Origin of the sequence: Pseudarthrobacter sp. BRE9 (genome assembly GCF_031844305.1) — a bacterium.
Lineage (GTDB): Bacteria > Actinomycetota > Actinomycetes > Actinomycetales > Micrococcaceae > Arthrobacter.
The window spans coordinates 163,124-175,808 of record NZ_JAUZUY010000007.1 but is presented as its reverse complement, the minus strand read 5'-3'; the positions used below and the strand labels follow the sequence as shown (position 1 = coordinate 175,808).

The 12,685-nt window shown below is 67.2% G+C and carries 12 protein-coding genes; 9 read left to right on the top strand and 3 right to left on the bottom strand.

The features are described 5' to 3' along the window. Positions 1–8: 8 nt before the first annotated feature. Both Q9R31_RS14220 and ybaK read left to right on the top strand, forming a co-directional pair. The gene (locus Q9R31_RS14220; protein ID WP_311263369.1) at positions 9–470 is read left to right on the top strand and encodes a SufE family protein; all 462 of its coding nucleotides are present in this window, start codon (positions 9–11) and stop codon (positions 468–470) included. A gap of 10 nt (positions 471–480) precedes the next feature. Next, positions 481–1,005, top strand: a complete 525-nt coding sequence (gene ybaK / locus Q9R31_RS14215; protein WP_311263368.1) for a Cys-tRNA(Pro) deacylase — start codon at positions 481–483, stop codon at positions 1,003–1,005. Here ybaK and Q9R31_RS14210 read toward each other — a convergent pair. The 3 genes from Q9R31_RS14210 to Q9R31_RS14200 all read right to left on the bottom strand — a co-directional run bounded on the left by Q9R31_RS14210 (position 995) and on the right by Q9R31_RS14200 (position 5,872). Next, positions 995–2,779, bottom strand: a complete 1,785-nt coding sequence (locus tag Q9R31_RS14210; protein WP_311263367.1) for a multicopper oxidase domain-containing protein — start codon at positions 2,777–2,779, stop codon at positions 995–997. The two genes, ybaK and Q9R31_RS14210, sit on opposite strands and share 11 nt — an antisense overlap. A gap of 218 nt (positions 2,780–2,997) precedes the next feature. Then, the gene (locus tag Q9R31_RS14205; RefSeq protein ID WP_311263414.1) at positions 2,998–4,599 is read right to left on the bottom strand and encodes a succinic semialdehyde dehydrogenase; all 1,602 of its coding nucleotides are present in this window, start codon (positions 4,597–4,599) and stop codon (positions 2,998–3,000) included. Between the two features lies 1 nt (position 4,600). After that, positions 4,601–5,872, bottom strand: coding sequence for an alpha/beta fold hydrolase (locus tag Q9R31_RS14200; RefSeq protein ID WP_311263366.1), 1,272 nt, complete (start codon positions 5,870–5,872; stop codon positions 4,601–4,603). A 169-nt stretch (positions 5,873–6,041) separates the two neighbouring features. On the opposite strand from Q9R31_RS14200, the gene Q9R31_RS14195 reads away from it, so the two are divergent. From Q9R31_RS14195 to Q9R31_RS14165, 7 genes are all read left to right on the top strand, one after another. After that, a complete protein-coding gene (locus tag Q9R31_RS14195) occupies positions 6,042–6,533 on the top strand; it encodes a hypothetical protein (RefSeq protein WP_311263365.1) in 492 nt (163 codons plus the stop codon). Positions 6,534–6,547: 14 nt separating this feature from the next. After that, entirely contained in the window at positions 6,548–7,084 is a 537-nt protein-coding gene (gene msrB / locus Q9R31_RS14190; protein ID WP_311263364.1) for a peptide-methionine (R)-S-oxide reductase MsrB, read from the top strand. A gap of 184 nt (positions 7,085–7,268) precedes the next feature. Beyond that, entirely contained in the window at positions 7,269–8,636 is a 1,368-nt protein-coding gene (locus tag Q9R31_RS14185) for a DUF6421 family protein (protein ID WP_311263363.1), read from the top strand. Continuing rightward, positions 8,633–9,403 (top strand): SDR family NAD(P)-dependent oxidoreductase, encoded by a 771-nt coding sequence (locus Q9R31_RS14180; protein ID WP_311263362.1) that lies wholly within the window; start codon positions 8,633–8,635, stop codon positions 9,401–9,403. The genes Q9R31_RS14185 and Q9R31_RS14180 overlap by 4 nt, the downstream gene beginning before the upstream one ends. 58 nt (positions 9,404–9,461) lie before the next feature. Beyond that, positions 9,462–10,559, top strand: coding sequence for a low specificity L-threonine aldolase (locus Q9R31_RS14175; RefSeq protein WP_311263413.1), 1,098 nt, complete (start codon positions 9,462–9,464; stop codon positions 10,557–10,559). Positions 10,560–10,617: 58 nt separating this feature from the next. Next, positions 10,618–11,325 (top strand): DUF3000 domain-containing protein, encoded by a 708-nt coding sequence (locus Q9R31_RS14170; RefSeq protein ID WP_311263361.1) that lies wholly within the window; start codon positions 10,618–10,620, stop codon positions 11,323–11,325. 12 nt (positions 11,326–11,337) lie between these two features. Continuing rightward, the gene (locus Q9R31_RS14165) at positions 11,338–12,672 is read left to right on the top strand and encodes an HRDC domain-containing protein (protein WP_311263360.1); all 1,335 of its coding nucleotides are present in this window, start codon (positions 11,338–11,340) and stop codon (positions 12,670–12,672) included. Positions 12,673–12,685 lie beyond the last annotated feature (13 nt).

The window sequence follows — 12,685 nt, the reverse complement described above, 5'->3', positions numbered from 1 at the left end:
TTGGAATGATGACTACTCAAGCTTTGCCATCCGCCCTGGCGGCGATCGTGGACGACTTCCAGGCCCTGTCCGAACCCGAAAGGCTGCAGCTGCTGCTGGAGTTCTCCGAAGGACTGCCGGAGCTCCCCGACCGGCTCAAGGACCACCCCGAACTCCTTGAGCAGGTTGTGGAGTGCCAGTCGCCGCTGTTCCTCACCATTGAGACAGAGAAGAACGACGCCGGCCCCGCAGCCGCAGTCCGGCTCTACTTCAAGGCCCCGGCCGAGGCTCCCACCACACGGGGCTTTGCCGGCGTCCTGCACGAGGGCCTGGACGGCCTGTCCGCGGAAGAAATCCTGTCCGTGCCCGATGACATGCCGGAACTGCTGGGACTCACGCGCGCCATCACGCCGCTGCGCATGAGGGGCATGACCGCCATGCTGGGAAGGATCAAGCGCAAGGTAGCGGCCGCCTCCAGGGTGCGGGCCTGACCCCGCCTCGATGGCACGCAGGAACGGCTCCCAGGGAACCCCGGCCACAGCGGCCCTGACCGCTGCCGGGGTTCGCTTTATGCTGCACCCGTACACCCACGATCCTTCCGCGCAGAGCTACGGCGCCGAAGCTGCCGAAGCGTTGGGCATCGATTTTTCCCGCGTCTTCAAGACGTTGATGGTGGACGTAGAGGGCCGGCTCGCGGTGGGCATCGTGCCGGTCAGCGGAACCCTTGACCTGAAGGCAATGGCTGCCGCACTCGGAGCCAAGAAAGCTGCCATGGCCGATCCTGCCGCGGCCCAGCGCCGCACCGGCTATGTCCTGGGCGGCATCTCTCCGATCGGCCAGCGCCAGCCCTCCCCCACGGTGCTGGACTCCACCGCTTTGGCGCTGGACACGATGCTGGTGTCCGGCGGCCGCCGCGGCCTCGACATTGAACTCGCTCCGGCCGACCTCATCCGGCTGACGAACGCTGTTACGGCACCGATCGGCTCGCCCACAGCTGGAAGCGGCCCCGCGTCCCCTACTCAATGACGTAGCGCTGCATCATGTCGTTGTCCTCGTGCTCCAGGATGTGGCAGTGCCAGACGTATTCGCCCTTGAAGGATGAGCCGATGGCCAGCGGAAGCCCGCCCGCCGCGGCTGCACCAAAGGGAACCCGAATCCTGGTGACCTCGCCGGGGAACGCCACAACAGTGTCCTTCCACCCCTGCTCGTTCGCAGGCGCGTCTTTGGGGCGTCCTGTCAGGAATGGCTTGACGGAGACGGCACTGCCCCGCCCGGGCGTGACGAGGCCAGTTGCGGGATTCACGTAGCCCGTCGCCTCCAAATACGCCCCGGCATCAAACTTCTGCCGGTTGAGCAGCTGGAACTGGGTGAAATGCAGATGGATGGGGTGCGCGTCCTCGGTAGTGTTGATGAGTTCCCACTGTTCCAAGGTGTCCATCTTCACCACGGTGACGTCCGGGCTGTCGAACATCCTGTTGTTGATCAGCGCCATGGTGGGAACATCGTCGGCGTTCGCCACTTCCACCAAGGCCATGGACCTGGTGGCCACGGTGGGCAGTTCGACAAGCCGGGTAAGGGGCCGGGACCGGAGTCGGGCGGGCAGCGGAGTTGTGTAGCCGGAGTTCCCCTGCACGGTGAACTGCATGATCTGCGGGAGCGGGAGGCCGCCGCGCTGGACGGATTCCGGACCGTCCGGATATGGAACCGGGGCGCTGTTGGCCAGGATCACCCTCGAGCCGGCCTTGAGTCCGGCGAAGTCCACCACGATGTCGGCCCGTTCGGCCGGTCCGAGCACCAGCCTGTTGAGCCGGACGGGAGCATCAAGCAGGCCGCCGTCGGACCCTATCTGGTGAAAGGGGACCGCCTGGCCGCCGGCACCGAACTTCAAGTCGTAGAAGCGGGCATTGGAGCCGTTGACTATCCGGAAGCGGTATTTTCCGCGGGCCACATCAAGGTTGGGCCAGCATTTTCCGTTGACGGTGGCCACATCGCCGAAGAACTCCGGAGCCCAGGGGCGGGGGCCGCCGTCGGGTCCCGTGAGGTCCGGGTTCGGCGGGTAGGCAAACGAGCCGTCCAGGTGGAACATCCGGTCCTGGATGATCAGGGGAACCTCGTAAGGCGGCGGGGGCAGATAGGTGCCGTCCCCGGTATCGATCCCTGATCCCCCCGGCCCGGGGGTATCCCGGAGCAGGTACCCGCCGGCCAGTCCTGCGTAGACGCTGAGGCGGGTCATGCCCAGCGCATGGTCGTGATACCAGAGCCCGGCAGCATCCTGGTTGTTGGCATAGCGGTACGTGTAGGAGGCGCCGGGACCGAACGCCCGGTCCGGGCCGCCGTCGGACCGCGGGCTGGTGTTGCCGCCGTGAAGATGGACGGACATCCGCGGCCGCTTCGCATCGTTGCTGCCATGCGGAACCAGCTCGCTGTCAATGGCAAAGGCAAGGGGATGCCGTTCGACCCGGTTGTGGACCGTCAGCTCGAACGGAGTACCTTTCCGGGCAATGATGACGGGTCCAAGGTACGTCCGGGATGAGCCGGCCTCCTGGTAGGCCAAGGTGTCCGTCAGGCCCATCTGTTCCTGGAACCGGTGGCAGGCGTTGCGGACCCACAACGAGGTGCTGCCGCCACCCTGCATGTCCAACACTCCAAGCTCATCCATGGTCGGGAGCTGCTCGGTAAACATGGCTTGCTGCCCGGCGGCAGGTGCACGAGCCGCGGCAGCCGGGGAGCCGGGCGAAGCCAGCAGCCCGGCGCCGGCAACAGCACCGGCCTGCAGCAGTTGTCGTCTTGTTATGCGCATTTCGGGGCCCCATTTCTCTACACCGGCATCCCCCTTGGGCAGCAGGATAGACCCGGGCTTTGGTCTGTCATAGGGTCACGGGTCCCCAATGAAGGAGGGTAGGCCTTACCCCTAATTCCCTTCTGGCCGCCCCACAGCACGTCCGGTGAAGTTGGTCCATCATCCGGTTGACCCCCAGCACGTCCATGGCCCGGTCAAAGACGTGCGGGCCGCGTCCGTCAGCGGCTTCGGGGAAAGCGGTCCATCAACCTGAGGGCCCCTTTAATGATTCGTGCGTAGGCCCGGTTGGACATGCCCGGTGCGGGTGCCACCGGGAGCAGCCGCTGCACGGCGATGGTCTGCGGCTCGGTGTATTTGAGGATGCCCTCCCGGCCGTGGCGGCGGCCCGCGCCTGACTCCCTCATGCCCCCGATTGGTGCATCGTGGGACGCCCAGGTGGCTGCGTAGCCTTCATTGACATTGACCGTGCCCGCGAGGATCCTTCTGGCCACTGCCTCGCCCCGGCGTGCGGACCAGACGCTGGCGTTCAGCCCGAAGTCCGAATCGTTGGCCAGGGCGGTGGCCTCGTCGTCGTCCGCTGCCCGGTAGACGGCCACTACCGGTCCGAATGTCTCTTCCCGGGCCAGGAGCATCTCCCCGGTGACTCCGGTGAGGATCGTCGGCTCGTAAAACAGCGGCCCCAGGTCCGGCCGGCGCCGCCCGCCGGTGACCAGTTGCGCGCCTTTCGCCAGCGCATCCTGGACGTGGCCGTCCACCCGTTCAAGCTGTGCCGCGCTGGTGAGGGACCCCATGCCGATGTCCCAGTCCGGTCCGGGAGCCATGCGGAGACGCTTGGCCCCGGCTGTGAAGGCAGCGAGGAAGCTGTCATGGATGTCCGTATGCACGTAGATCCGTTCGATGCTCACGCACAGCTGTCCGGAGTTGGAAAAACAAGCGTGCACTGCCCCCGCGGCGGCTTTGCCAACATCGGCGTCAGCCAGGACCAGCATGGGGTTCTTGCCGCCGAGTTCGGCGGAAAAGCCGATCAGCCGCTCAGCGCACTGCCGGGCCACGGTCTTGCCGGTCTTCGAGGAACCGGTGAACATCAAAAAATCGACCCGTTCAATCAAAGCGGGGCCAATCGCAGTGCCGGGCCCGGTGACCACCTGGAACAGGTCTGCGGGAAGCCCGGCCTGCCGGAGCAGCTTGAGCATCAGCAGGGCTGTGAAGGGTGTCTGTGAATCCGGCTTCAGGACGATGCCGTTTCCGGCCAGCAGTGCCGGAAGGGCGTCCGAGACGGCAAGGGTCAGCGGGTAGTTCCAAGGGCTGATGACCCCCACCACCCCCTTCGGAATACGGTATTCGGTGGTGCGGGTCAGGACCGGCGCGGCGCCTTTCCGGCGGCGCGGCCCAAGGTACCGCCCAGCGTTCCGCATATAGTAGTCCGCCGTCAGGACCACGTCCGCGAGCTCCTCGAAGGCACTTAATCGGGACTTCCCGCTTTCCGCCTGCACCAGGTTCAGGATGTCCTGCTCCCGGTCCAGCACCAGCCCGCGGAAGCGCCGGATCACGGCGCAACGTTCAGCGACCGGAACACCGGCCCAATTCCGTTGCGCCAGGCGGGCTGTGCCGACGGCGGCATCAACGTCGTGCGCGCTGCAGACTGGCACTTCACCGAGCAGTGTGCCGTCAAAGGGTGCGTGCGAAGCCTGGGTTGGCCCGCCCGGGGCTGCCGTGACGAGTCCCGAAAGTCCCGCGGCGAGGTCGCGGCCACGTTCGCCCAAGGTCCCTGCAGTTCGCTGTTCTGTCCGGCGCCGCCCGCCATGGAGCCGTTCCGCCATGTCACGCACCGGCAGAGGTTTGCCCGGCCAGCGTTCCCTGGCTAAGCCCCGAACCGGGATTGAGGCGGGGAGCGAGCTGTTGCCGGAGCCAGGCCTTGACCAGCCGTTCCCAGCGTTCGGGGTCCACGTTCCATTCCTTGGTGTGCCGTGCGTGACTGAACGTTTCGAAGGTGACCATTTCCGGGTTCCGCTCGGCCAGGAGGGCGGAGGGTCCGTAGGGAACGTACTCGTCGTCAACGCTGTGGATGATCAGCGTGGGCGTCCGCAGCTCGACGGCCCGGGAGACCCAGTCCATGACCTTCAGGTCCACCGGCGCCGAAAGGCCAGTGAGGCGCCGGCCCAGCGGGTGGCCGAGCATGAGCTGCCCGTAGCGGCCCACCAGCGACGGAATCCGGTTCAACTGGGCATGGTGGGCGAGCACGGTGACCCAGTCGATCACGGGTGCATCGAGCACCATGGCCCGGATCAGATGCCGGTACCGGGACAGGTCCGCGGTCTGCAGGCAGATCGCCCCGCCCATGGACCAGCCGAACAGGACGATCTCCTCGGCGCCATGGCCCAGCGCGTACTCAATGGCAGCTTCAATGTCCTGCCACTCGGTTGATCCCAGGCCGTACCGTCCATCATCGGCCGACGGCGCCAACCCGTCATTGCGGTAGGACACCAGCAGGCTGGTCAGGCCCAGCTCCAGCGCCGGTCCCACCGCCCGCAGCGCTTCCTGCCGCGTGGCCCCGCGCCCATGCACCATAATGGCCCAGGTGCGCGCTGTCCCCTTTGCCCGGACCAGCCAGGCAGGAGCTTCACCGCGCTCCACCGGTATGAGTACGTCCTCGGCAGGAATTCCGACGGCGGCCGGGTCCGGGTAGGTGGCGCCGCTCCACCATCCCCAGCGGGCCGTGGACAGGTCACCGCTGTAGACGGCTTCCACCTCGCGCAGGACTGTCCGTTCGGCGGGTGAGTAGGAAACAATGCGGCCGATGCGCGCGTGGCCCTTGCCGCCGTCGAAAAAGAATCCGTAGACCCCGTCCACCGTGGTGTCGTCATTGGCCGCCAGGATTACCTGCTGCTTCTGCCCGTCCCGGATCACGGCCAGCAGTTCCTTGTCGGCGGCCCGTTGCCGCGCCGGCGTGATGACGCGGCGGGCAAAGTACACGGCGAGCGCGGAGGAACCGGCTCCCAGCAGGCTGGCCACGGATCCGCCGGCGATGGCGCCGCCAATAGCCCACTTTGCCCCCGGGGACATTCCGCCGGTATCCCTGGTGGATGCAGTCATTGCAGGGCGCGCTCGCCGGAAAGGTGCCATGGAACTATTCTTACCGGCGTTGCCGCCGATACCCGCATTCCCGGGCAGCAACGGCACGGCGGCACGCGGCCCACCCGGACCGTTCCGGCACTTTCACGACTGCAGTGCGGGCGTTCGCGGGCGGCGCTAGGCTAAGGCCATGAGTGATCCCATCATCATCCTGACCGAAGAACCCCTGGGCGCGGATGACCGCGTGAACATTGAACGGCTGGTGGATGGGGCGGACAACCGGCTGCTGGTCCTGGTGCCGGCGAACACCGAGCGGCACCTGATTGTGGACTTCCTCGAAAACCTCTCCATGCTGGACGTTGCCAAGGCGTTCCGGGAACTCGGAGCGCGCAACCCGGACGCCGCCACGGAGCGGGCGCACGCAGATGAAATCCTCGCTGCCTCGCTCGCGGCGCTGGAAGGCCTGGGCTCCGGCGTGAGCGGCCAGGTGGTGGAGGGCAAGGCAGTGGACGGCCTGGTGGCGAAGGTCCGGGAAACCGGCGCCTCCCAGGCCGTGGTGATCACCAGGCCGCACGCCGTGTCCGATACCTTCCACACCGACTGGGCCAACAAGGCGCAGGACCAGCTCGGCGTCCCCGTGCTGCACCTGTACGCGGGCTCGGGATTTATCGGCGACTCCTGAGCGTTGGGAATTCTATGAGCATCTTTGGAAACAGTATCTTCGGGAACAAAGCGGCAGGCGTTGCAGGCGGGTCACCGGCCCCGGGAACCCAGGACGCGGGCAAGCAGGACGCTGACAACGTGGAAACCACCGTCACGAAAAGTGATGCCCAATGGCGGGAGGAACTGACGCCGGAGGAGTACCACGTGCTGCGGCAGGCCGGCACCGAGCGCCCTTACACCGGCGAATACTGGGACACCCATACCGCGGGTGTGTACCAGTGCAGGGCCTGTGGCGCCGAACTGTTCACCAGCAACGAGAAGTTCGACTCGCACTGCGGCTGGCCTTCCTTCTGGGCTCCCCTGGCTGAAGGCAACGTGCGCTACATCCACGACCGGACCCTGGGCATGGAAAGGATCGAGGTGCGCTGCGCCTCCTGCGACTCCCACCTGGGCCACGTCTTTGAGGGCGAGGGCTACGGAACCCCCACCGACCAGCGCTACTGCATCAACTCAGTATCCCTCCGGCTGGTTGCCAAGGATGCTGACCGGGACGGGGCGCCCCAAAGCTAAGGCATTGGGCTCACTTCCGGGTGGAGACTGTCGGGGTGCTGACCCCACAGCGAAGGACTGTCTCGATGCCTGCAAGAAACCTTTGAGGCTAAGCTCTTCTTACTAAAGAGCTGATTTGGCATAAGTCCTGCTGGTTGCTTGTTACGCTCGCCAGAGAAGCAAGCAACCAGAAAGGCAGCCGACGATGACAGAGACCCTGACCACCGCCGTTACCGGGATTTCCGCGCAGAACCACGACTGGCTCCGGCTCAAGGCCGCCGCCACCGCACTGCAGGGGCTCCAGGGCCAGGACGGGTCCGTCCCCGACCCCGCGGACCAGGCAGAGGCGGCCGGCTGCGTGGATACCATTGTGGATGCCGTCCGGGCCCTGGCCCCCGCCTTTCCACACGACGCCGATTACCTGAACGCCGCCTGCGCAGACTTCCAAGCATGGGCTGCCGGCGGCTTCGCAGTGCCCGATTTCCTCTCCTCACTCCTTGAGTTCCAGCCGCAGGAGCATCGCCGGGACGGGCTGCAGCACCTTGTGGTGTTCCCGATGTACACCCAGAACGGCAGCAGCAGCCGGCTGGTGGAGGCGGTCCTGGTCGAGGTCATCTGGCCCGAATTCATCGCCGGCCTGGAAGCCGGGGACTACTCGAACAAACTGTTCGTCCCCATCCGCTTCGTCGATTTCACCCCGGGCTACGACACCAACTCGGCCGTCCTCTTCCCCGAAACGGTGGCCGTCAGCCGGACCCCCACCTTCACCTGGGGCGCCATCTTTGCCGACCGTGAAGCCGCCCGGTTCCGCCGCGTCCTGAAGGCCGCCGCGGAGATCACGTCCCTGGAACTGCCCGAGGGCGCCGCGGAACTGCTCGCGGACCAGGACCTCACCGAAGCCACCTTCGTGATGTGGGACCTGATCCACGACCGGACGCATATGCGCGGGGACCTGCCGTTCGATCCGTTCATGATCAAGCAGCGGATGCCCTACTTCCTGTATTCGCTGGAAGAACTGCGCTGCGACCTCACGGCGTTCCGCGAGTCGGTCCGCATCGAACAGGACGACGACGCCGATCCTGAAGCCCGGCGGCACGCGAAGCTCGTGCAGTACGCCATCATCTTCGACCGCATCTTCCGCTTCGCCATCACCGGCAGCCGCGTCCGAAACTACGATGGCCTGGGCGGACAGCTCCTCTTTGCCTGGCTGCACCAGCAGCACGTGCTGCACTGGACCGATACACGGCTTGCCATCGACTGGGATGAGGTGGCGGACGCTGTGATCGCCCTCGGAGCCAGCATCGACGACCTGTACTGGCGCTCCATCGACCGCCCCAAGACCGCACACTGGCTGGCGGCCTACCAGCTGGTCTCGGCGACGGTCACCCCCAACCCGGCGTCCGTGTGGGCCAAGGGCCCCGACGCGCTGCCGTTGGCGGGAACGCCCCGCGGCCTCACCGACCAGGTGCTGGACGACGAATTCCCGCTGTCCATGTTCTACGAAGCATTGGAGAAGAAGATGCGCCCTGTCATTGAGTCCACCGCCGGGATCACCGGCCGCTCCGCACTGTGAGCAGCGCCGGCGCCACGCAGCCCGGTCAGGGCGCCCAGAGCCTCAAGGCCCAGCCGCTCACCGTCCTGGTGGCCGGCGGCAGCGGCGCCTCAGGAATCGCCGTGGCGCGGGCACTGGCTGCCGCCGGCCACCGGGTGGCCACGGCGGGCTCCGACCAGGCGCGGATCCATCAGGCAGCGCAGGAAGCGGGCGACGGCGTCACGCCCTTTACGTGCGACCTCGCGGTTTTGGCGGACGTCCGGCAGTTGCGCGACGACGTCACCGGCGCCTTGGGGGCGGTGGACGGCGTGATCCACCTGGTGGGCGGCTGGCGCGGGGCCAAGGGTATAGCGGACCAGTCCGACGACGACTGGGACTTCCTGGAGCGCGGGGCCATCACCACGCTGCGAAACGTGTCACGCGTCTTCTTCGACGGCCTCGCCGCTTCCGCCTCGGGGAGGTTTGCGATGGTCTCCTCCACTTCCCTGGACAAACCCACTGCGGCTGCGGCCAGCTACGTGGCGGCGAAGGCGGCCGCGGAAGCCTGGACCATGGCCATGGCCGACGGCTTCCGCCGGGCCGCCGGGGCCGGCGGGGCCGGCGGAAGCCCAGCCGCCGCCAGCATCCTGGTGGTTAAGGCGCTGGTGGACGACGAACTGCGCCGAACCCACCCGGAGCGCAAATTCCCGGGGGCGACCGACGTGGCTGACCTGGCCTCCGCCGTCGTCCGGCTTTTTGCCACCCCATCCGCCGAAATCAACGGTGCCCGGCTCCGGCTGGCAGAATAACCGGCGATGACGCGGCACCTGATGTGGCAGTCCCTAAACTGAAAGCGTGAGCAACCCTATGACGACAACAGCAGAAACCCGCACGGGGCTGCGGCTGCACGATCCCAACGTGCGCGGCTTTGCCTCCGACAACTACTCCGGCGTCCACCCCGAAGTCCTTGCAGCACTTGCCGCCGCAAACGACGGGCACCAGGTCTCCTACGGCGAGGACGACTACACCGCGCGGCTGCAGGAACTGATGGTTGACCACTTCGGCGCCGGCATCGAATGCTTCCCGGTCTTCAACGGCACCGGCGCCAACGTCCTGTCGCTGCAGTCCCTGCTCCCCCGCTGGGGCGCCGTAGTGTGCGCCTCCACCGCCCACATCAACATGGACGAGAACGGGGCCCCGGAACGCATCGGCGGCCTCAAGCTCCTGCACGTCCCCACCCCGGACGGCAAGCTGACCTCAGAACTGATCGACCGGGAGGCCTGGGGCTGGGGCGACGAGCACCGGGCCCAGCCGCTCGCTGTCTCCATCACCCAGACCACGGAACTGGGCACCTGCTACACCCCGGAAGAAGTGCGTGCCATTGCCGACCATGCGCACGCCAAGGGCATGAAGCTGCACATGGACGGGGCACGCCTGGCCAACGCTGCCGCCCACCTGGACGTTCCCCTCCGGGCCTTTACCCGCGACGCCGGCGTGGACATCCTCTCCTTTGGCGGCACCAAGAACGGGCTGCTTTACGGCGAAGTGGTGGTGGCCCTGAACCCGGAGGCCGCCCACGGCCTGGTCTACCTGCGCAAGATGGACATGCAGCTTGCCTCCAAGATGCGGTTCATGTCCGCCCAGTTCATCGCCCTGCTGGACGGCGACCTGTGGCTGCGCTCCGCCGCACACGCCAACGCCATGGCCGCACGGCTGCGTGCCGCCGTCGACACCATTGACGGCGTCCGGCCCACCCAGAAGACCGAATCCAACGGCGTCTTCGCCGTCCTTCCCCCCGGGACAGCGGACAGGCTGCGAAAATCCTTCCGGTTCTACGACTGGGATGAGGCGGCAGGGGAAGTCCGCTGGATGTGCTCCTTTGACACCACGGAGGAGGACGTCGATACCTTTGCTGCCGCGATCCGCCATGAACTCCGGGATTACCGGGCCGGCCAGGCCGGGTGAGCGGCCGCTGACGGCGAGCCTTCCTGCCCCGGCCCGTCCCGCCCCGTAATCTGCCAAGGTGAACGCACTGGACCAGGTTCCCCCGGATTTTCTCCACGCCTTGGGAACCCTCAGGAAAGCCCGCTGCCGGAAGGAACTGCGCCTCGCGGAGATCCCTGCCCCCGCGCGGCTGGCACCCTTCGCCGTCGCGCTGGGCGCCGAAGTGATGGCGCCCGGCGCCGGCACCCCCGCCACACCCGTCCACGGACCAGCGGCCATGGCCTTTGCCGCCGCATCCGGAACAGCCGCTTCGGGGCCCGGGGCTTCGGGAACGGCGGACGAGGACGAAACGGAACTCGCCACCGGACGCTTCATCCTGCTGCATGATCCGGACGGCTCGGCCGTCTGGGACGGCGAGTTCCGGATTGTCACCTATATCCGCGCCGAACTGGAACCGGAAATGGGCAACGACCAGATGCTGGGAACCGTGGCGTGGACCTGGCTGGTCGAGGCACTGGAGAACCACAAGGCGGCGTACCGGGCAGCGGGCGGCACCGCCACCCGCGTCCTCTCCGAAAGCTTCGGGACCCTGGCCGGGCGCCCCGGGTCCATTGACATCGAACTCCGGGCCTCCTGGACACCCGATTCCTCCGACGTCCAGGCCCACCTTGAGGCCTGGTCCGACATGGTGTGCACGTTCGCCGGACTCCCGCCACTCCCCGACGGCGTCACCGCGCTCCCGCCCCGGCGGCGAAGCCAGCAAAACGGTTATGGGGCAGGCCGGTAAACTGAGGGCATCATGACCCCAAACATTCCGGAAAACACCACAGCCGGCGTCCCGGCTGCTGCTGCCGCACCCCACATCACGGTGGAGGGCTTTGACAGCCCCATCCCCGAAATCATCGACCTTGACTCGCCACGGGACGGCGTTCCACTGGTCATTGAAACGCAGTCCGGCCTGGAACGCTGCGCCGCTGCCATTGCCGCCGGCACCGGACCCGCCGGCGTGGACGCCGAGCGCGCCTCCGGCTTCCGCTACGGACAGCGCGCCTTCCTGGTCCAGATCCGCCGCGAGGGCGCCGGAACCTGGCTGATCGATCCCGAGCCCTTCGGGAACCTGGAGATCATCAACGAGGCCCTTCGCGGTGTCGAATGGATCCTGCATGCCGCCAGCCAGGACCTGCCCTGCCTCTCCGAACTCGGAATGTGGCCGGACAAGCTCTTCGACACAGAACTCGCCGCGCGCCTTGCCGGGCTGCCCCGCGTGGGCCTGGCCGCCGTCATCGAGCAGCTGCTGGGGTTTGGACTTGCCAAGGAACACTCTGCCGCCGACTGGTCCACCCGCCCCCTGCCGGAGCCCTGGCTGCGCTATGCCGCCCTGGACGTGGAAGTCCTGACCGAGCTGCGCGAGGAACTCATCGAGCTGCTGCAGGCGGACGGAAAACTGGAATACGCCCAGCAGGAATTTGCGGCCATCCTCGAAGCAGGCATCGCTCCCCCGCGCGTTGATCCTTGGCGGAAGACCTCCGGGCTGCACCAGATCCGGGACCGGCGCCAGCTCGCCGCCGTCCGCGAACTATGGCTGGAACGCGACTCCCTGGCGCAGAAACGCGACGTAGCGCCCGGCCGGCTCCTCCCGGACTCAGCCCTCGTTGCCGCGGCGAAGGCCATGCCCGCCACGGTCCCCCAACTGCTCAGCACCAAGGGGTTCCACGGACGCGCCGCCCAGCGCGAAGCTCCCCGCTGGCTGCGCTGCATCGCCGCGGCCCGGGACCTGGAAGAACTGCCGCCCCTCCACCTGGCCACGAACGCGCCGCCGCCGCCACGGGTCTGGGCAGACCGCGATCCGGAAGCCGCTGCCCGGCTGGCCACGGCCCGGCCCCTGCTCCAGGAGAAAGCCGGGGAGCTGAACCTCCCCCTGGAAAACCTCCTGACGCCCGACTACCTCCGGCGCGTGGCCTGGCGGCCGCCCGCTGACGTCACTGAAGAGTCCATCTCCGCCGAACTGCGGACTCTGGGCGCCCGCCCCTGGCAAGTGGAACTCACGGCTCCGCTGATCACCGCCGCCTTCCTGAACCCGCAGCCACTTCCGCCCAAGGAACCCAAACAGGTTGCTGCCGCAGGCGGCCAATAACCGTTCCACAACA

Bases quoted from the DNA above. Each gene is read 5' to 3' on its own strand.
- Q9R31_RS14220 (WP_311263369.1), top strand. From the start codon at position 9: ATGACTACTCAAGCTTTGCCATCCGCCCTGGCGGCGATCGTGGACGAC.
- Q9R31_RS14195 (WP_311263365.1), top strand. From the start codon at position 6,042: ATGAGTGATCCCATCATCATCCTGACCGAAGAACCCCTGGGCGCGGAT.
- ybaK (WP_311263368.1), top strand. From the start codon at position 481: ATGGCACGCAGGAACGGCTCCCAGGGAACCCCGGCCACAGCGGCCCTG.
- Q9R31_RS14165 (WP_311263360.1), top strand. From the start codon at position 11,338: ATGACCCCAAACATTCCGGAAAACACCACAGCCGGCGTCCCGGCTGCT.
- Q9R31_RS14175 (WP_311263413.1), top strand. From the start codon at position 9,462: ATGACGACAACAGCAGAAACCCGCACGGGGCTGCGGCTGCACGATCCC.
- Q9R31_RS14210 (WP_311263367.1), bottom strand. From the start codon at position 2,779: ATGCGCATAACAAGACGACAACTGCTGCAGGCCGGTGCTGTTGCCGGC.
- Q9R31_RS14200 (WP_311263366.1), bottom strand. From the start codon at position 5,872: ATGACTGCATCCACCAGGGATACCGGCGGAATGTCCCCGGGGGCAAAG.
- Q9R31_RS14185 (WP_311263363.1), top strand. From the start codon at position 7,269: ATGACAGAGACCCTGACCACCGCCGTTACCGGGATTTCCGCGCAGAAC.
- msrB (WP_311263364.1), top strand. From the start codon at position 6,548: ATGAGCATCTTTGGAAACAGTATCTTCGGGAACAAAGCGGCAGGCGTT.
- Q9R31_RS14205 (WP_311263414.1), bottom strand. From the start codon at position 4,599: ATGGCGGAACGGCTCCATGGCGGGCGGCGCCGGACAGAACAGCGAACT.